This is a genomic window from Frateuria sp. GZRe12 (assembly GCF_051900535.1).
Classification (GTDB): Bacteria; Pseudomonadota; Gammaproteobacteria; order Xanthomonadales; family Rhodanobacteraceae; genus Frateuria_A.
On record NZ_JBHZGI010000004.1, the window covers coordinates 113,470 to 131,226 of the forward strand.

General features: G+C 70.6%; 18 protein-coding genes. 11 read left to right on the top strand and 7 right to left on the bottom strand.

The genetic code is table 11. The features are described from left to right. Positions 1-26: 26 nt before the first annotated feature. Positions 27-782: a uroporphyrinogen-III synthase gene (locus ACFWZ4_RS10955; RefSeq protein ID WP_439704716.1), complete on the bottom strand. Its 756-nt coding sequence runs from the start codon at positions 780-782 to the stop codon at positions 27-29. Between the two features lie 82 nt (positions 783-864). Between ACFWZ4_RS10955 and ACFWZ4_RS10960 the strand changes: the two genes are divergently transcribed. From ACFWZ4_RS10960 to ACFWZ4_RS10970, 3 genes are all read left to right on the top strand, one after another. Continuing rightward, positions 865-1,341, top strand: a complete 477-nt coding sequence (locus tag ACFWZ4_RS10960) for a YiiD C-terminal domain-containing protein (RefSeq protein WP_439704717.1) — start codon at positions 865-867, stop codon at positions 1,339-1,341. A gap of 26 nt (positions 1,342-1,367) precedes the next feature. After that, positions 1,368-1,781 (top strand): hypothetical protein, encoded by a 414-nt coding sequence (locus ACFWZ4_RS10965; RefSeq protein WP_439704718.1) that lies wholly within the window; start codon positions 1,368-1,370, stop codon positions 1,779-1,781. A gap of 108 nt (positions 1,782-1,889) precedes the next feature. After that, positions 1,890-2,333: a rhodanese-like domain-containing protein gene (locus tag ACFWZ4_RS10970; RefSeq protein WP_439704719.1), complete on the top strand. Its 444-nt coding sequence runs from the start codon at positions 1,890-1,892 to the stop codon at positions 2,331-2,333. 19 nt (positions 2,334-2,352) lie between these two features. Here the strand turns inward: ACFWZ4_RS10970 and ACFWZ4_RS10975 are convergent, their stop codons facing one another. Beyond that, positions 2,353-3,444 (bottom strand): 2Fe-2S iron-sulfur cluster-binding protein, encoded by a 1,092-nt coding sequence (locus ACFWZ4_RS10975; RefSeq protein WP_439704720.1) that lies wholly within the window; start codon positions 3,442-3,444, stop codon positions 2,353-2,355. 30 nt (positions 3,445-3,474) lie between these two features. On the opposite strand from ACFWZ4_RS10975, the gene ACFWZ4_RS10980 reads away from it, so the two are divergent. The 4 genes from ACFWZ4_RS10980 (at position 3,475) to ACFWZ4_RS10995 (ending at position 6,846) form a co-directional block, all read left to right on the top strand. Further along, positions 3,475-3,912 carry a hotdog fold thioesterase gene (locus tag ACFWZ4_RS10980; RefSeq protein WP_439704721.1) on the top strand — a complete coding sequence of 146 codons (438 nt, stop codon included), beginning with the start codon at positions 3,475-3,477 and terminating at the stop codon, positions 3,910-3,912. Positions 3,913-4,087: 175 nt separating this feature from the next. After that, positions 4,088-5,032 carry a serine/threonine protein kinase gene (locus ACFWZ4_RS10985; RefSeq protein WP_439704722.1) on the top strand — a complete coding sequence of 315 codons (945 nt, stop codon included), beginning with the start codon at positions 4,088-4,090 and terminating at the stop codon, positions 5,030-5,032. A 62-nt stretch (positions 5,033-5,094) separates the two neighbouring features. Continuing rightward, the gene (locus ACFWZ4_RS10990; protein WP_439704723.1) at positions 5,095-5,529 is read left to right on the top strand and encodes a hypothetical protein; all 435 of its coding nucleotides are present in this window, start codon (positions 5,095-5,097) and stop codon (positions 5,527-5,529) included. A 129-nt stretch (positions 5,530-5,658) separates the two neighbouring features. Continuing rightward, positions 5,659-6,846: a class I SAM-dependent rRNA methyltransferase gene (locus ACFWZ4_RS10995; protein WP_439704724.1), complete on the top strand. Its 1,188-nt coding sequence runs from the start codon at positions 5,659-5,661 to the stop codon at positions 6,844-6,846. A gap of 86 nt (positions 6,847-6,932) precedes the next feature. On the opposite strand, the gene pgaD is transcribed toward ACFWZ4_RS10995, so the two are convergent. From pgaD to ACFWZ4_RS11020, 5 genes are all read right to left on the bottom strand, one after another. After that, complete coding sequence (gene pgaD / locus ACFWZ4_RS11000) at positions 6,933-7,400, bottom strand: poly-beta-1,6-N-acetyl-D-glucosamine biosynthesis protein PgaD (RefSeq protein ID WP_439704725.1); 468 nt, start codon at positions 7,398-7,400, stop codon at positions 6,933-6,935. Further along, a complete protein-coding gene (gene pgaC, locus ACFWZ4_RS11005) occupies positions 7,397-8,653 on the bottom strand; it encodes a poly-beta-1,6-N-acetyl-D-glucosamine synthase (RefSeq protein WP_439704726.1) in 1,257 nt (418 codons plus the stop codon). Before pgaC ends, pgaD begins: the two co-directional genes overlap by 4 nt. A 2-nt stretch (positions 8,654-8,655) precedes the next feature. Then, positions 8,656-10,491, bottom strand: a complete 1,836-nt coding sequence (gene pgaB, locus ACFWZ4_RS11010; protein ID WP_439704727.1) for a poly-beta-1,6-N-acetyl-D-glucosamine N-deacetylase PgaB — start codon at positions 10,489-10,491, stop codon at positions 8,656-8,658. 1 nt (position 10,492) lies between these two features. Next, positions 10,493-12,547 carry a poly-beta-1,6 N-acetyl-D-glucosamine export porin PgaA gene (gene pgaA, locus ACFWZ4_RS11015; protein WP_439704728.1) on the bottom strand — a complete coding sequence of 685 codons (2,055 nt, stop codon included), beginning with the start codon at positions 12,545-12,547 and terminating at the stop codon, positions 10,493-10,495. 180 nt (positions 12,548-12,727) lie between these two features. Beyond that, positions 12,728-13,918: an NAD(P)/FAD-dependent oxidoreductase gene (locus ACFWZ4_RS11020; protein WP_439704729.1), complete on the bottom strand. Its 1,191-nt coding sequence runs from the start codon at positions 13,916-13,918 to the stop codon at positions 12,728-12,730. A gap of 121 nt (positions 13,919-14,039) precedes the next feature. On the opposite strand from ACFWZ4_RS11020, the gene ACFWZ4_RS11025 reads away from it, so the two are divergent. The 4 genes from ACFWZ4_RS11025 (at position 14,040) to ACFWZ4_RS11040 (ending at position 17,642) form a co-directional block, all read left to right on the top strand. Next, positions 14,040-15,110: a DNA topoisomerase IB gene (locus ACFWZ4_RS11025; protein WP_439704936.1), complete on the top strand. Its 1,071-nt coding sequence runs from the start codon at positions 14,040-14,042 to the stop codon at positions 15,108-15,110. A 45-nt stretch (positions 15,111-15,155) separates the two neighbouring features. Then, positions 15,156-16,595, top strand: coding sequence for a DNA recombination protein RmuC (rmuC, locus tag ACFWZ4_RS11030; protein WP_439704730.1), 1,440 nt, complete (start codon positions 15,156-15,158; stop codon positions 16,593-16,595). A 121-nt stretch (positions 16,596-16,716) separates the two neighbouring features. Next, positions 16,717-17,316 (top strand): GTP cyclohydrolase I FolE, encoded by a 600-nt coding sequence (folE, locus tag ACFWZ4_RS11035; RefSeq protein WP_439704731.1) that lies wholly within the window; start codon positions 16,717-16,719, stop codon positions 17,314-17,316. Then, on the top strand, positions 17,316-17,642 hold the full coding sequence (locus ACFWZ4_RS11040) for an EF-hand domain-containing protein (RefSeq protein ID WP_439704732.1): 327 nt from the start codon (positions 17,316-17,318) through the stop codon (positions 17,640-17,642). The genes folE and ACFWZ4_RS11040 overlap by 1 nt, the downstream gene beginning before the upstream one ends. Positions 17,643-17,757 lie beyond the last annotated feature (115 nt).

Genomic DNA, 17,757 nt, shown 5'->3' on the forward strand with positions numbered 1-17,757 from the left:
CATCGCGGTCGCACCCTGAGCCGCTGCTACGAGGTCGCGGCGGCGAGGAGGTCGGCAGGAAGGGCTGACGCGGCGCGGCGCACGTGGCGAAAGCCGGCCGCGCGGGCCGCGGCTTCCAGGCGCTCGCTGCTGGCCACGGCGACGGCGCTGCACAGGCGTGCCCATGCTTCCGGCGGCAGGCCGTCATGCAGGTTGACCAGCGCCTGCGCGCTGGAGAGCAGCACGCGGGCGTTGGCGCGCAATTGCCGCACGGCATCGACATGACGGCGGTCCAGCCGTGGCGCCGTGCGGCGGTAGACCCCTACCTCGCGCAGGCGCGCGCCGCCATCGACCAGGCGTTGCTGCAGCAGGCCGCGGCCGCCGGGGGCGCCGACCAGCGCCACGCCCCGTCCCCGCACGTCGTGCAGCGCGGGCAGGCCGAGCAGGCCTTCGCTGTCCTGCTGCCGCGTGGGCGCCTGCACGATAAGGCCATGGCGGCGCAACGCGGCCGCGGTGCCCTGCCCGACCGCCAGCACCGTGGCGCGGGTGCGCAGCGGCATCAGCGCGGCGGCGAAGCGCACCGCGGCGGGGCTGGTGAACAGCAGCAGGTCGTCCTCGCGCAGGGCCTCGCGCAGTGTCGCGCGCGCATCCGCGTCGCCTGCGCGCAAGGCCAGGCCCGGCAGCAACAGCGGCACGCCGCCGCGGGCACGCACCTGGCGCGCGAAGGCCGAGGCGGTGCCGGCGGGGCGGGTGATGACAATCACGCGTCCGTCGAGATCGCCGGAGATCGAAGCGTGTGGCACCGCGCAGTCCGTGCAGCCGAGACAGGTGGGCAGTGTAAGCCGCTCGCTACACTTGGCGCTTTTCCCGCCCAAGTTTCGCGCCGTGATTGCCGACTCCCGACTGCTCGCCGACGACCTGCTCCGCTTCATCCGCGACAGGATCCCGCTCGCCCGCGCCATGGACCTGCGCCTGCATCACTACGACCAGGACGGCCTGGCGCTGTCCGCGCCGTTGGCGCCGAACGTCAACGACAAGGGTTGCGCCTTCGGTGGCAGCCTCGCCAGCGTGATGACGCTGGCCGGCTGGGCACTGGTGGAGCTGGAGTTGCAGCGGCGTGGCGAAGACTGCGACGTGTTCGTGGGCGACTCGCACGTGCGCTACCTGGAACCGGTGTGGACGGACTTCCGCGCCGAGGCGCGGCTGGCCGAGGGCGCCGATTTCACGACTTTCTTCGCCACGCTGGCCGAGCGCGGCAAGGCGCGCATCGACGTGCGCTGCGAGGTGCCCGGCAGCGGCGAGCGCCCGGCCGCCACGTTGCAGGCGCGCTTCGTCGCCAAGCGGCGGGCTGGGGCACAATGAAGGCCTGTTTCCGGAGGGAATCGCCCATGCGTCGCTACCTGTTTCCGCTGATCGCACTCGTCGCGATGCTGTGTGCCGGCTGCGCCACCGACCAGCGCAACCAGGCGCTGATCACCACGCTCAACGGCTATGCCAACACGCTGCGCTGGGCCGATTTCCAGAGTGCGCAGCAGTTCGTCGATCCGAAAGTGCGCGAGGCCAATCCGCTGACCTCGCTGGACCTGGCGCGCTTCCAGCAGGTGCGCGTGACCGGCTACGACGAGGGCGCAGGACCGGTGCCCGATGGCGAGAACCGGGTACGGCAGGTGGTGCAGATCAGCCTGGTCAACCTGAACACGCAGTCCGAGCGGACGGTGATCGATCGGCAGAGCTGGCGCTATGACCCGCAGACGAAGCGCTGGTGGTTGATGAGCGGGTTGCCGGACATCACGCGGGACTAGCGCTTTGCTCCCTCTCCCCGGAGGGAAAGGGCTTCAGAGCGCGCCACCTTTGCGCCCGTCGCCCCCCTCCCGGATAATCGCCGGTTTGCGCATCCGGCCAGGCCCGCCATGAACGATTTCCTGCACAAGCTTCCCACCTTCGTGGGCAACCACCTCGCGCTGTCGGCGCTGTTCGTGGTGATCCTGATCGCGCTGGTGGCGATGGAGTTCGGCCGCTTGCTGCGCAAGTACAAGGAGCTCACCCCCGGTGGGCTCACCCTGCTGATCAACCGCGAGAGCCCGCTGCTGGTGGATCTTTCCTCGCGCGCGGACTACGAAAAGATGCACGTGCCCGGCGCGCGCCACGTGTTGCCCAGCCAGTTCGACCCCGAGCACAAGGACCTGGCCAAGGCCAAGGACCTGCCGGTGGTGGTGATGGACAAGGACGGCCGCGGCTCGGACAGGGCCGCGCAGCGGCTGGTCAAGGCCGGCTTCACCAAGGTGTACACGCTCGGTGGCGGCGTGCTGGCCTGGCAGCAGGCGCAATTGCCGGTCGCCAAGGGCAACCGCTGAGCCGATCCTGCGGGAGCGCTTATCCGCCGATGCCGGCGCGGCCGGCAAGGATCTGCGCGAGCACGTCCGGGGCATATTCGAACGAGTCGAAGTAGAGCCGTTCGTCCGGCAGGCCGGCCTCGGTGAACATCTGCCGGCCGGCGTCGATCATCGCCGGCGGACCGCTCATGTAGACCTCGTGGCCGGACAGGTCTGGCTGGTCCTCCAGCACCGCCTCGTGCACCAGGCCGGCGCGCAGGCCCGCGGCGGCAGCCTGCTCCGGATCGGACAACACCGCGTGGAAGGCGAGGTTGGGTGTCTCGCGCGCCCAGCGCTCGGCCAGCTCGCGCAGATAGAGGTCGCCCGCGCTGCGCGCGCCCCAGTACAGCGCCATCGGCCGGCGCGTGCCCAGCGCCAGGAAGTGCTCGACGATCGCCTTGACCGGCGCGAAGCCGGTGCCGCCGGCCATGAACACCATCGGCCGCTCCGAATCCTCGCGCGGCACGAAGGTGCCCAGCGGCCCCTCGATGTGCAGCCGCGCGCCGATCGCAAGCCCCTCGTGCACCCACGAGGTGAAGCCGCCGCCGGCGACGTGGCGCACGTGCAGCTCGATGCTGGCGTCCTCCTTCGGCCCGCTGGCGATCGAGAACGGCCGGCGCCTGCCCTCCTCAAGCAGCACGTCCAGGTACTGGCCCGGCAGCCAGTTGAGCGGCACTTCTCCTGCCGCGGGCTGGAGCACCAGGCCGGTGACGTCCGGGGCCAGCGGCTGCTTGCCGATCACCTCCACGGCGAGGCGGCGGCGCGCGACGTCCTCCACCGATGTGACCTCGCGCGCCCCGATCGTCAGATCGCTCGCGGGCACCGCCTGGCACAGCAGGATCGCGTGGCGCGCCATCGCGCTGCCGCTCAACGCGACCGGCGGATTGCGCGGGTAGCCGCACTGGCCGGCCAGCAGCGTCGCCTTGCAGCTGCCGCAGACGCCGGCGCGGCACGAATAGGGCAGCGCGATGCCGGCGCGCTGCGCCGCTTCGAGCACGGTCTCGCCCGGCGCCGCGGTGAAGGTGCGTCCGGAATGCTGGAGGGTGATGGTGAACACCTGCGCATTGTCGCCGCGCGGGCCGTGGACGGACAATGCACGCTTTCCCTTCAGGCGGTCCGACCCATGGCGATCTGGAAGCAGGCACCCGATCTCGAGCGCATCAACGCGTGGAGCGACAACACGCTGATGCAGGTGCTCGGCATCCGCTTCACCGCGATCGGCGAGGACTGGCTCGCAGGCACCATGCCGGTGGATGCGCGCACGCACCAGCCGTTCGGGCTGTTGCACGGCGGCGCTTCGGTGGCGTTGGCCGAGACCCTGGGCAGCACCGGGGCGCTGCTCACGCTCGACCCGGAGCTTGAGGTGGCGGTGGGGCTGGACATCAACGCCAACCACGTGCGGGGCGTGCGCTCCGGCGTCGTCACGGGCACCGCCAAGGCGCTGCACCTGGGGCGCTCGACGCAGGTGTGGGAGATCCGCATCGAGAACGAGGACGACTCGCTGGTCTGCATCTCGCGGTTGACCATGGCGGTCGTGCCGCGGCGGGCGGTGGTGCGATGAGCTTGCTTTTCGCTCCCTCTCCCCGTCGGGGAGAGGGTTGGGGTGAGGGGGCGCTCTTGCGAAAGGCTCTCGCAAGTGCGTGCTGCTGCTTGCAGGCTACGAACAATCCTTCCCGCGAGCCCCGGCCCCTCACCCCGGCCCTCTCCCCAGAGGGGAGAGGGAGCAAGGCACGCGCATGAGCGACGCCCCGTACGCCAATCTCACCCCCGACCTCGTCCTCGACGCGGTCGGCGCCTGCGGACTGTGGCCGGACGGCCGCCTGCTCGCGCTCAACAGCTACGAGAACCGCGTCTGGCAGGTCGGCATCGAGGATGCCGCGCCGGTGATCGCCAAGTTCTACCGGCCCGGCCGCTGGAGCGACGAGGCGATCGCCGAGGAACACGCCTTCGCCTGCGAGCTGGCGGCGGATGAAGTGCCGATGGTCGCGCCCCTCGCGTTCGGCGGACGCACCCTGCTCGAGCACACCGGTTACCGCTACGCCCTCTACCCGCGCCGCGGCGGCCGCGCGCCGTCGCTCGAATCGGCCGAGCAACTGGAGTGGCTGGGACGCCTGATCGCCCGGCTGCATGCGGTCGGCTCGCGGGCGCCGTTCCGGCATCGCGAACGCGTCGACCGTGCCACGCTGATCGAGCGCCCGGCGCAGGCGGTGCTGGCCTCGCCGCTGCTGCCGCCCCACCTCGCCGATGCCTTCCGCGGCGCCATCCGTCGCCTCGACGACGCGGTGGCCGTGCGTCTGGAAGCGGTCGGTCCGGTGCGCCCGTTGCGACTGCACGGCGACTGTCATCCGGGCAACCTGCTATGGACCGATGCCGGCCCGCACTTCGTCGATCTGGACGACGCGCGCACGGGGCCCGCGGTGCAGGACCTGTGGATGCTCGCGCACGATGACACCGCGATGGACGCGCTGCTCGGCGGCTACACCTCGATGCGCGACTTCGACTACGCCGAGCTCGCACTGGTCCCCGCCCTGCGCGCCATGCGCCAGGTCCACCACGCCGGCTGGATCGCCCAGCGCTGGGCGGACCCGGCCTTCCCCGCCGCCTTCCCGTTCGCGGCCGAGCCGCGCTGGTGGGAGCAGCACGTCACCGACCTGCACGAACTGGTCGACGCCCTGGCCTGAAGTCGCAGACGGCGCGCCGCAAACGCGGCACACTCCGCGCTCCCGTCTACCGGAAACTTTGAATGCGCAGCTTCCTCTTCCGCCTGATCGGCGTTCTCGAAATCGCCGGCGGCCTGTACGGCGCCGCGGGCGCGCTGCGCCGCCTGCTGGTGATGGGCTCGACCTACGACACGCTGCACGCGCTGCTGGCGCTGATCGCCTTCGGTTTCGTGCTGCTGGCCGGCGTGTGGCTGGTCGAAGGAAGCGATCGCGGCGTGGCGTTTTCGCGCGTGGCGCAGCTGCTGCAGGTGCCGCTGATCGCCACGCCGGTGTTCAGCTATGCGCTGCATGCGGGGGCGTACCTCAACATCCACACCACCTTCCACCTGGCGCGTCCGTGGCTGGACTGGAGCTTCGGCACGCAGGGCTTCGTGCTCGCGGTGGCCGGGCCGCCGGTGTCGCGCATCGGCGTGAACCTGCTCGCGGTGGCGTCGTGGCTGGTACTGAAGCTGCGCTAGCGATGGCGCTGTAGGAGCTCACCCTGTGCGCGACCGCCATGTCCGTTGTCACGGCGTACATGGGCATGGCGGTCGCGCACCGGTGCGCTCCTGCAAGTTGTATGCGGCAGCGCCGGGTATCATGGCGCGATGAATATTCCCGCCCCGCCCGATCCCGCCGCGCCACCGCGCATCCGCCTCAAATCCGACCGCGCGCCGGGTCACCCGTGGGTGTGGTCGGCGCAGGTGTACAAGCCCGAGCAGCGCCTGCCGCCGGGCAGCGTGGTCGAGGTGGTGGACAGCAAGGACCGTTTCGTCGGCCGCGGCTTCTGGAACGGCCATGCACGCATCGCGCTGCGGCTGCTCACGAACGATCCGGCCGACGCGATCGACGCGGCATGGATCGCCGCACGCATCGCGCGCGCCGTGCAACTGCGCCGCGAGCTGTTGCAACTGGACCGCGCCAGCGACGCCTGGCGCGTCGTGCACAGCGAGGGTGACGGTTTGTCCGGCCTGGTGGTCGACCGCTATGCCGACATCCTGGTGATCGAGTATTTCGCCGCCGGCATGTGGAAGTTCCGCGAGGCGATCCACGCCGCGCTGCTCGAGCACTTCCCCGGCGCGCGGCTGTACTGGTTCGCCGAGAGCCACGTGCAGAAGCAGGAATCCTTCGACTGCCGCAGCCCCGAGCCGCCGGCGCCGGTCCAGGTGCACGAGCACGGGCTGGCCTTCCACGCCGCGCCCGGGCTGGGCCACAAGACCGGCTTCTTCGCCGACCAGCGCGAGAACCGCCGCCGCTTCGCCGAATTCGCACGCGGCCGGCGCGTGCTCGACCTGTGCTGCAACTCCGGCGGCTTCGCCGTGCATGCGATGGCCGCGGGCGCGCGCGAGGCGGTCGGCGTGGACATGGATGCGGGGATCCTGGAGATCGCCCGCGCCAATGCCGCGGCCAACGGCCTGGCCATCGACTTCCAGCAGGCCGACATTTTCGACTGGCTGCGCGAGGCCGCCGCGCGTGGCGAGCAATACGACGCGGTGATCCTGGACCCGGCCAAGCTCACGCGCGACCGCAACAAGGTTTTTGACGCGCTGAAGAAGTACTTCGCCATGAACCGCCTGGCGCTGGACGTGATCCCGCCCGGCGGCCTGCTGTTGACCTGCTCGTGCACCGGCCTGGTCGCCGAGGCGGACTTCCTGGAGATGCTGCGTCGCGTGGCGCTCAACGCCGGCCGCGAGATCCAGGTGCTGCAGGTCGCCGGCGCCGGCGCCGATCATCCCGTGCGCGCCGACGTGCCCGAAGGGCGTTACCTCAAGGCGGTGTTCTGCCGGGTGGAGTGATTTCCGCTACACGGTGGGTGGGCTGCGGCCCGCCGCCGCGTCGCCGCAGCCCTGAGCGTGGGCTGAAACCCGCCTTGGGAAACGCGTCAGGCGGGTTCCGGCGCGTGATCGGACGAGCGCCGCACCACGGGTCGGGCGCTCTTGTCGAACACCAGCGTGCTGTGTTGCTGGGTTCGCATGGCCTGGGCCTCGCGCGGGTCGACATCCAGCGCCAGGGCTTCCTCGACCAGCGTCACCGCCGCCGGGCCTTGCCGACGCCGGGTGCTGTGCGCGAAGCGGGCCTGGTTGTAATAGGCCCAGCTGGCGAACACCACGGCACAGACCAGTGCGTAGCCGAGGATCGACAGCAGGTCGGAGGTCTGGTTGGCGTAAGCCTCGGCCGACAGCTCCACCCACGCGGTACGCAGGCCGGCCAGCCACGCCACCAGCGTGATCACCGGCAGCCACAGGTAGAGCCAGAGCATCCATGCCACAAGCGTGACGAAGGAGGAGAGCGCCCGCTGCGCCGGCGTGCGCTGGCGCTCGTTCTGGATCACGAAGCCTTCGGCTTTCATCGCAGTCCCCGGTCCGGGCTGACCCACACCGCGCGCACGCCGCGGCGCTTGAGCAGCGCCTTGGGGAACGCGACCACCGTGGTCAGCGTGTTGATCACCCAGTAGGCGATCGGATACCAGATCATCCAGTAGTAGTTGCGCCCGATACGCGCCTCGTAGCGCCGGTCGATCACCAGGCTGAGCAGGAACTGGGTCAGGCAGGTCAGGCCCAGGATGACGCCGTGCCAGCGCGGCAACAGGCTGGGTACCGCCAGTTCGGGCGGCACCGGCATGAACTTGCCCAGCGCCCACAACGCGACCACCGCCAGCATCAGGTAAGCCCACACCAGGCTGAGCACGTACTCCATCGCGACCGGCCACATGCGCCGGCGACGCCAATTGAACAGGCCGCCGGCATAGCGCAGCAGCACCTCGCTGCCGCCCTGCGCCCAGCGCAGGCGCTGGCGCCACAGACCATGCAGGGTTTCCGGCGTGAGCAGCCAGCACAGTGCGTTCGGCTCGTAGCGCACGTCCCAGTGGCGCATCTGCAGGCGCCAGCTCACGTCGATGTCCTCGGTGACCATGTCGACGTTCCAGTAGCCGACGTCAAGCAGCGCGCGTTTGCGGAACGCGGCGATCACGCCCGAGACGGTGAAGATGCGTCCGTACACGCGCTGGGCGCGCTTGATCAGGCCGATGATCGAGGAGAACTCGCCGACCTGCAGCTTGCCCAGCAACGTCGAGCGGTTGCGGATGCGCGGGTTGCCGGTGACCGCGCCCACGCGCGCGCTTTCTAGCAGGTGGCGCATCATCCAGTGGGCGGCGTGCTCGTCCAGCAGGGTGTCGCCGTCGATGCACACCAGGAACTCGTGGCGCGCGGCGAGCGCCGCCATGCGCAGCCCCATCGCCTTGCCCTGGTTGCTGGCGAAGTGGATCACCCGCAACTGCGGCACTTCCCCGGCGAGGGCGTCGAGCTGCGCGCCGGTGTCGTCGGTGGAACCGTCGTTGACCGCAATGATTTCGAACTCGGGCCAGCGCTGGCGCGCCAGCTGCTCGATCGTCTCGCGGATGTGCGTGCCCTCGTTGTGGCAGGGCACCAGGATGCTGATCGGCGGCTGTGCGGGCAGCGGCTGGGGTTCGGTGCGCGGCGGCTGCCGGCGCTCCCAGCGCAGGTAGTAGATGATGCTGCCGCTCATCCACAACATCGACATGATGAGCGGGTAGTAGAAAGCGAAGTCGAGCAGCACCGACAGGGCGTGATGCGTCGTGTCCACGATCAGCGCTCCTTGTACGGGTAGGTGGCCGAGGAGATGCCCGGGCGGATGCGCTCGAGCTGCGGATGGTCGGCAGGGAAGTCGTCCGGGTAGTAGCCCAGGTGCAGCGCGCCGTGGACCTGCAGCAGGCGCATGCGCGCGAGCAACGTGGCGGCGTCGATCGGCTGGCGCGTGCGCCAGTCCTGGGCGGCCAGCTCGAACACGGTCTTCTCGCGCGCGCCCGGCACGGCGGCGACGGCGGCGGCGAGGCGCTCGAACCAGGCCCGGGAAGGCTTGGCCACGTCGAGCTGGGGCATCGCCATCAGGCCCACTTCGTCATAGCCGGCCACTAACGCCGGCAGCGACTGCGCGAACCAGGCCTCGGCCTTGCCGTCGAGCACCGGCGCGGCGAACAGGTTGCGCGCCGTGCGCAGCTGCGGCCGCCAGCGCCGCGCGCGCTCGATCAGCTCGTGCGTGTAGTCGACCAGCCATGCCGTGCGCGCGGCGCCCGCCGGCGGCGCGTCGTGCAGCCGGTCGGTGTCGCGCAACAAGGCATCGTCGGAGAACAGCAGGCCGTCGAACTTGGCGTGGCTGGCCAGATCCTCGTAGAGATCGCCGATCCATGCGCGCACGACCGGCTGCGAAGGATCCAGCCGCGCCACGTCCTTGCCGTCGCCGGCAAGCGCCAGCGACGCCACCGGATCGCCCGCCCGCGGGCGGAACGCCAGCGCCGGCATCCAGGCGTAGACGTGCACGCCGGCGCGGGTCTGCAACTGCCAGGCCACGCGCGAGAACAGGTCCGCGCGCATCGGCAGGTGGCGGTTCGGGAAGTACAGCGCGTCGGCCACGCCGTCGCCGTCCGGATCGGCATAGGCCTGCAGCCAGACCTGGTCGACGTCCATGCGCTTGATGCGGTCGAGCAGCTGCGACAGGTTGCGTTCGCGCTGCGCCGGATCCGGGTCGTAGACGTAGTCGAGGTCGACCTGCACCACGCGGCGCGGCTCGACGTCATGCGTCGGCATCAACTGCCAGGCCAGGTCCGCCACGCCCGGATCACCACCCAGCAGCAGGCGCGGCAGGGTGCGGTCACGGGCGGGGTCGGGCACGGCGTCGGAGAGCGTCAGCGACATCGCCATGCCGAGCGTCGCGGCGATTTCACGCGCGGGACGATTGAAAGCGCCGTAGGGCCAGACGATCGCGTGCGGCGACTGGCCGGTGTGTTCGCGGATCAGCGCCGCGCTGCGCGCGAGGTCCTCGGTGATGCGTTCGCGCCACGCCGCCTCGGTTTCGTAGCTGCCGGCAGCCGGGTCGTAGCGGCGCGTCACCGCCGAAGGCAGCAGGTTGCCCTGCGGGTTGCCGACGATGCCCTCGTGCAGCGCGTCACTATGCGAGGCGATCTCGACCAGGCCCGAGCGTTGCATCTCGCGCACCTGCGCCCAGGTCACGAAGCAGGAGGCGTCGCAGTCACGGCCGTTGTAGTCCAGCCGGTCGCCGGGCGCCGTTTCGATCCAGCCGGTCACCAGCGCCAGCAGCGCGGGGTAGCGGTAAGCCTGCAGCAGCGGATAGACCCGCGTGTAGAAGCTTTCCAGCCCATCGTCGAAGGTCAGCAGGAACGCCTTGTCCGGCAGCGCCGGACCGCCCTGCGCGGCGGACCGCACCTGGGCGGGGCTGACCGCGGTCCAGCCGTTAGCGTGGAGGTACTCCAGGTGCCCGACCAGGTGATCCAGGCTGGTCGCGTCCGGGTCGGTGGTCGGCCCCTGCGCGGGATCGTGGATGTCGTGGTAGCTCAGGATGACCAGGCGGCCGGCATGCGCGGGGACAGCCAGCAGGAGCAACAGGGCGAGCATCAGGTAACGCATGTCACTCCCCCCAATGCAGGGTCAGTTCGAGCGTGGCGCGCGTCTCGCGGCGGCCGTCGTAGGGCTGGCTGTGCCAGCCCAGCCGCCAGCCGAAGCCGAGCCCCTCGTGCGGTTGCCAGGCCTGCCCATAGCCGACGTCGGCGACCCAGCCGGCGGACTGGCCCTGTTGCGCGTAGCTGCCGACGGCGAGGTCGACCAGCTGGTGCCAGGTACGCCCATAACGCTCGGCCAGCACGTGGTCCAGGTGCGCGGTGACGGTGGCGGCACCGTCGCGGCGCGGATTGAAGTAGGCGGTGTCGTCCCGCGTGTTGTGCGAGGCGTACAGGTCCGCGCCCAGGTCCAGTTGCAGGCGCGGACGGGTCAGCACGCGCCCGGTGACGCCCACGTCCGCCGCGCGGCGGCGGTTGCCGTCGCTGAAGTTGGCCGCCTGCACGCCCAGCCGCGCGGCGAGCAGCTCGTTCGCGCGCCACTGGACCGTGCTGTCCAGCGTGCTGCCGTGGACGCCGTAGTAGCGGGCGCGCAGCGGGATGTCGGCGCCGGAGCTGCTGGCGTCGGTGCTCCACGCCCAGTGATCGCTGATCGCCCAGTCGAAACCCGCTTCCACCGCGGTCGGGTCGTCGCCGGTGCCGCGCGTGGGCAGCGCCTGCAGGTAGGCCTGCACGCCGCGCCACTGGCCGCGCACGCCCAGCCCGGCGTCCGTGCGGTGGGCGTCGCCCTCGGGCAGCGAGGCCTGCGCGTGGCGGGCGATGGCGTAGATGCGCCAATGATCGGCCAGCAACGGCGAGGCGAGCGTGGCGAGGGTGTCCTGGTCGCGGTCGCCGTAGTCCGGCGTATTGCCACGGCCAAAGGTCTGCGCGGCGTCGAACTGCCAGCCGCGCTGGCGATCCCAGGCGCGGCGCGCGCGCTGTACCTGTGCGTCGCGCGGGTAATGCGCCTCGAGGTTTTCGAGGCCGGGTTCGACGCTGTCGAAATCGCCCAGGTCACGGCGGGTTTCCAGCTGGCCGAGGCGCACGCCGATGTCCTGCGGATCCAGCCCGCGGGCGATCGCCAGGTCCGCCCCGGCGCGGCGCGGCCAGCCGCGGCTGCGTTCGTTGTTGCCCAGTTCGCGCCGCCAGTTCGCGCTGGCCGGCGCTTCGTGCACGCCCGCGGCCAGGCGTGCGTTGGCGTCGGCCAGCAGGCCGGCGTAGCCGCGCAGCAACGCGGCGTTGAGGTCGTCCTCGCTGCGGTGCGGGTTGGCCGCCGGCCCGGATTGGCCCGGCTTGCGCAGCCACACCGGCTGCGCCGCGGCGGCGCTGTCGATGGTCTGCTCCGCCTTCGCGTATTGGCCAGCTTCGCTGTAGGCGTACATCAGCACGATCGCCGGATCGGATTCGCCTTCGGGAATGGTCTCCGGGGTCGCCGGACCCGCGCGCCCGAGCAGGCGCGCGGCTTCTTCCGGCCGCTGGCGGTCGAGCATGGCCTCGGCCAGCGGACGCAGTACGTAGGCCGGCAAGGTGTCGCGTTCGGCGGGGCCCATCGCGTCGTAGGCGCCAACCGCTTCGGCACTGCGACCGGCGGCCTGCAGGGCGACCAGGCGGTCGAGGCGGGCGCGGTGGACAACGGACGGATCATTGCCGTGGCGGGCGATCACCGCGTCGAGCTGGCGCACCGCTGCATCGGCCGCGGCGTACGGGTCGGCGTCGGGCGGGACCGGATCGCGCACGGCGCGGCGGGCGCGCTGGGCCGCCACGTCGGCATCCAGCCGGGCCAGGAGCACGGGATCCGCCGGCAGGCGCTGCGCCAGCTCGCGCGCGCGGCTGACCGCGCCGGCATCGGCCAGGATCAGCACCTGTCGGCGCAGCAGCGCCTCGTCGCCGGGGTGGTCGCGCAGTGCGTCCTCGCACAGCGCCAGCGCGCGGATCCAATGGCCTGCCTGGCGCAACTGGTCGATGTTCGCGACGGCGGCACCCGTGGCGCTCCCGCCTGCGATGGCGGGAGCGGCCGCCAGCGCCGTCCACACTGCGGCGGCGAGCGCGACACGCAGGCCGCCCACCGGAATGGGGCCTCGAATGGGCATTGCCGTTTTTCCCCCTGCTCCTGTCCGGCGCCGGCCTCACTGGCCGCTAACCGAAGGCGGATCGATCTGTTGGCGCGCTTTTGTGAACTCTATCACGCTAGTGCGATTTCCCAGCGTGTATTTGGCCATCCAGACTTCTGCTGCCCGGGAGACCGGCCGGATGCGTGCCCGGCCCGCGGCTCAACCGTCGTGGGGGATGCGTCCGCGCAGCGATGGGGGCTCCCAGGGCCCGGCCTGCGCGATGAGCTCGCGCGCGGCATCGACCTGGCCCCACACGTTCCACAGCAGCACCCCGCGCACGCGCCCGCCGTCCAGGTAATAGACCACACCCTTGCGATGCGGCTCGCTCCAGTCCTCGACCAGGTGCAGGCGCGCGTCGAGCAGGCCGACCGCCTCGTAGCCGAGGTCGAACAGGTCCGAGTAAAAATACGGCAGGGTCGCGTAGTCGCCGCCGGCGTCGGCCATCGCGCGGCCGGCATGCGTGCCCATCTCGACGGCGGCGTTCTCGTGCTCCACGCGCAGCCGGCGCCCGAGCGACGGGTTGTAGAAATTGGCCATGTCGCCGGCCGCCCAGATGTACGGATCGCTGGTGCGCAATTGCGCATCGACGACCACGCCGTCGTCGACCGTGAGGCCTGCCTGCGTGGCCAGCGCGATGTCCGGCGTCACGCCCAGGCCCGCGACGACCGCATCCACGCGCAGGCGCCGGCCATCGGACAGCACCAGTTCGACACCGTCCTCGCCCGCGCTGCCCTCGACTACCCTGGCCCCCGACAGCAGCTGCACCCCATGCTCGCGGTAGTAGTCGTCCAGGAACGCCGCCAGCGTCGGCGGATACCTGCCGCCGCCGATCGAGGCGCCCGGAAAAATCATCGTGACCTTGCAACCGGCGCCACTGAGCGAGGCGGCCAGCTCGCTGCCGATGAAGCCACCACCGGCCACCGCGATGTGTGCACCGGCCACGGCGAGACGGCGCAGGCGCCGGTAGTCGTCGGCCGTGCGAAAGGCAACGACCCGGTCGCCTGCAAAGGGCAATTGCCGCGGCGTGGCGCCGGTGGCCAGCAGCAGACGGTCATAGCGGTAGTGGTCGCCGTGGTCGTCGCTCGCGCGGCGGCTGGCCGGATCGATCGCCTGCACGTGGCGCCCCAGATGCAGCTGCGCGCCGGTGGCTGCGGTGCCCAGGTCGATCGATTCGAGCGATTTGTCGCCCTTCCACAGCGCCTTGGACAACGGTGGCCGCTCGTAAGGCGGCGAGGTTTCCGCACTGACCAGGCCGATGCTCGCCGAGGCGTCAGCGGCGCGGATCGCCTTGGCCGCCGCATCGCCGGCCATGCCGCCACCGATGATCAGGTAGTCGTACGCGTGCTCCATCGTGCGTCCCCGTGGCCCGTCGTCTTCCCATCATGCGCCCGTTGCGGCGGCGCGGGCAGAGCCATGGTGCAAAGCCCGCGTGCACACCGCCTTGATCGATGCGCCCGCCACACTGCGGCAGATGAACACGCGCCCCAGCGAACCCGATCCGGCCCTGCGCGCCGAGGTGCGTGCGGCTGGCCTGGTCTACGTCAGCGATGCGCAGCCGGGCATCCGCCGGCTGCGCCGGGGCAAGGGCTTCGGCTACCGCGACGCCGACGGCCAGCCGGTCACCGACCGGGCCGAACTGGCGCGCATCCGTGCGCTGGCCATCCCGCCGGCCTACGAGGACGTGTGGATCTGCGCCAATCCCGACGGCCACCTGCAGGCGACCGGCCGCGACGCACGCGGTCGCAAGCAGTACCGCTACCACCCGAACTGGCGCGAATTGCGCGATCACGGCAAGTTCGACCGCATCCTCGCCTTCGGTGCCGCGTTGCCGCGGCTGCGCCGGCGCGCCCGCAAGGACCTCGCGCTGGCCGGCCTTCCGCGCGAGAAGGTGCTGGCGCTGCTGGTGCGGCTGCTGGACGAGACACTGATCCGTGTCGGCAACGAGAGCTACGCGCGCGACAACAAGAGCTACGGCCTGACCACCCTGCGCTCGCGCCACGTGCGCGTGGCGCGTGGCCGGCTTCGCTTCTGTTTCCATGGCAAGAGCGGCCAGGAGCACGAGATCGAACTGGACGACCGGCGCCTGACGCGGATCGTCCGCCGCGTGCAGCAGCTGCCCGGTCAGCGGCTGTTCCAGTACATGGACGACGCGGGCGAACGCCAGCCGGTCGATTCGGGCATGGTCAACGATTACCTGCACGACGCCTGCGGCGAAGCCTTCAGCGCCAAGGATTTCCGCACATGGGGCGGCACCGCCCACGCCGCCGGCGTACTGGCCTGCACGCCGCTGCCAGAAAAGGGCGGCGAGCGTGCCCGACGCCATGCGCTGGTGGAGGCGATCAAGCAGGTGGCCGAGATCCTGGGCAACACGCCGACGGTCTGCCGCAAGTCCTACATCCATCCGGAGGTGTTCGAGGGCTGGCGCGACGGCAGCCTGCACCGTGCGATCAGCGAGGCCTGCGCGGCAAAGCCGCGCGAACTGGAAAAGGCGACCCTGCGCTTCCTGCGGCAGCGGTTGAAGCCGAAGCGTCGCGGCAGTTGAGACGGGTGCGCGTAAACTTGGCTCCGTAGCTTGCCGGAACCTGCCATGCCCCTCGCCGACGTACTCTTCGCCCTCTTGCTTCTGGTCGCCCTCGCCATCCTTGCGTTGCAGGTGGTGCTGTTGCGCCGCGGCCGTACCGATGACGGCCTCGCCATCCGCCTGGACGCGCTCAGGAGCGACGGCGAGCGCCTCGAACGCGTGCTGCGCGAAGAGCAGCGCGCCGGGCGCGAGGAACTGCAGCAGGGCTTCGACCGCTTCCGCGGCCACGTCGCGGAGCAGCTGGCCGACGTGTCCCGCCAGCAGGCCGAGCGCATCGATGGGTTCGGCCAGCGCCTGGAAGGCCTCACCGTGCGCACCGACGCCGGCCTGCAGGGGCTGGCGCAGCGGCTCACCGAGGACGCCCGCAAGAGCCGCGAGGAAGTGGGCCTTACCCTGGCCCGCGCCAGCGAACAGCAACGCCAGCAGCTGGCCGCGCTCACCGCCGACAACGAAAAGCGCATGGGCGAGGTGCGCTCGACGCTGGAGGTCAAGCTCAAGGCGCTGCAGGACGACAACGCCGCCAAGCTCGAGCAGATGCGCGCCACCGTCGACGAGAAACTGCAGAGCACGCTGGAAACACGCCTCGGGCAGTCCTTCCAGCTGGTATCGGAGCGGCTCGAAGCCGTCCAGCGCGGCCTGGGCGAGATGCAGAGCCTGGCCAGCGGCGTCGGCGACCTCAAGCGCGTGCTGAGCAACGTAAAGACCCGCGGCATCCTGGGCGAAGTGCAGCTCGGTGCGCTGCTTGAACAATTGATGACGCCGGAACAGTACGAGTCGAACGTGGCGACCGTGCCGGACAGCAAGGAACGGGTCGAGTTCGCCATTCGCATGCCGGGCCAGCAGGACGGCGGCGTGCTCTACCTTCCGATCGACGCCAAATTTCCTGTCGAGGACTACCAGCGCCTGCTCGATGCCCAGGAAGCGGCGGATGTCGAGGCGGCGGCCGTGGCCGGTCGCGCGCTGGAAATGCGCGTGCGCGAGGAGGCCAAGCGCATCAAGTCCAAATACGTCGCCGCCCCGCATACCACCGATTTCGCCGTTCTGTTCCTGCCCACCGAGGGCCTGTATGCCGAGGTGATCCGCCGTCCCGGGCTGTTCGAGATGCTGCAACGGGAGCACCGTGTGGTGGTCGCCGGTCCGACGACACTGAGCGCGCTGCTCAACAGCTTGCAGATGGGTTTCCGCACGCTGGCGATCGCCCAGCGCAGCTCCGAGGTCTGGAGCATCCTCGGAGCCGTCAAGACGGAATTCGGCAAGTTCGGCGGCATCCTCGAATCGGCGGTCAAGCAGGTGGACACCGTCCGCAACACCTTGCAGAAGGCCTCCGGCAAGACCACGACCATCACGCGCAAGCTACGCGGCGTGGAGACGCTCTCGGGCGAAGTCACCCAGCAGTTGCTTGGCCTGGCGCCCGAACTGGACGACGTCGAGGAAGATGCGGTCTGACACGGTCGGCGCCCTCTTCCCGATGGCGGGCTCCAGGGCGCAGGCAGGCTTTACACATGGTCAGCCGGCATCGCATGGCAGCGGACGTTAAACTGTCTCGTCCGCAAGCCAAGGCAACCGCATGAGCGTTCCGAGCAATCCCAACGACGTCACCCAGGCCCAGGCCGAGGAAGCGGTCCGCACGCTGCTGCGCTGGGCCGGCGACGACCCCACGCGCGAAGGCCTGCTGGACACGCCGCGCCGCGTGGTCAAGGCCTACCGCGACTGGTTCTCCGGTTATTCCGACGATCCGTCCGAGTTCCTCAAGCGCACCTTCAAGGAGGTCGAGGGCTACGACGAGATGGTGGTGCTGCGCGACATCGAGTTCGAGAGCCACTGCGAGCACCACATGGCGCCGATCATCGGCCGCGCCCACGTGGGCTACCTGCCGACCAACCGCGTGGTCGGCATCAGCAAGCTCGCCCGCGTGGTGGAGGGCTACGCGCGCCGCTTCCAGGTGCAGGAAAAGCTCACCGCGCAGATCGCCAACTGCATACAGGAACACCTCAAGCCCGCCGGTGTGGCGGTGGTGATCGACGCCAGCCACGAATGCATGACCACCCGCGGCGTGCACAAGCGCGGCGTGTCGATGGTCACCAGCCAGATGCTCGGCGCCTTCCGCGACGACGCGCGCACCCGCGCGGAGTTCCTGCAGTTCATCGGGATCCACGGCGCGCGCTGATGCGGTGGGCAGCCCTGGCCATGCTGCTGGCGCCGCTCGCGGCGCAGGCGCAGGAGACGCCGGGCGACTACCTGCGCCTGTTCGATGCCGATGGCGATGGGCGCATCGCGGTGCAGGAGTACGTCGACTACCTGGCGAGCGGCTTCCGCGCGATGGACACCAACGGCGACGGGGTGCTCGATGCGAGCGAGCTGCCACCCGGGCCGCGCCGCATGCCGCGCACGCTGGCCGCGTTCCAGGCCGACCTGCGCGCGCAATTCCACCGCTCGGACCGCAACCACGACGGCTTCCTCAGCGCGCGTGAACTGGCGCAACCGCCCGGGTAGCGCACGGCAGAACCCGTCCCCAAGCCCCTGCCTTGAAGGCACGTTGCGGCGGAGCGATTGCGCCCCCCCCTTTCCGGTAGGGTCAGGGATGGGTTTTCCCGCCCTCCCGAACCCT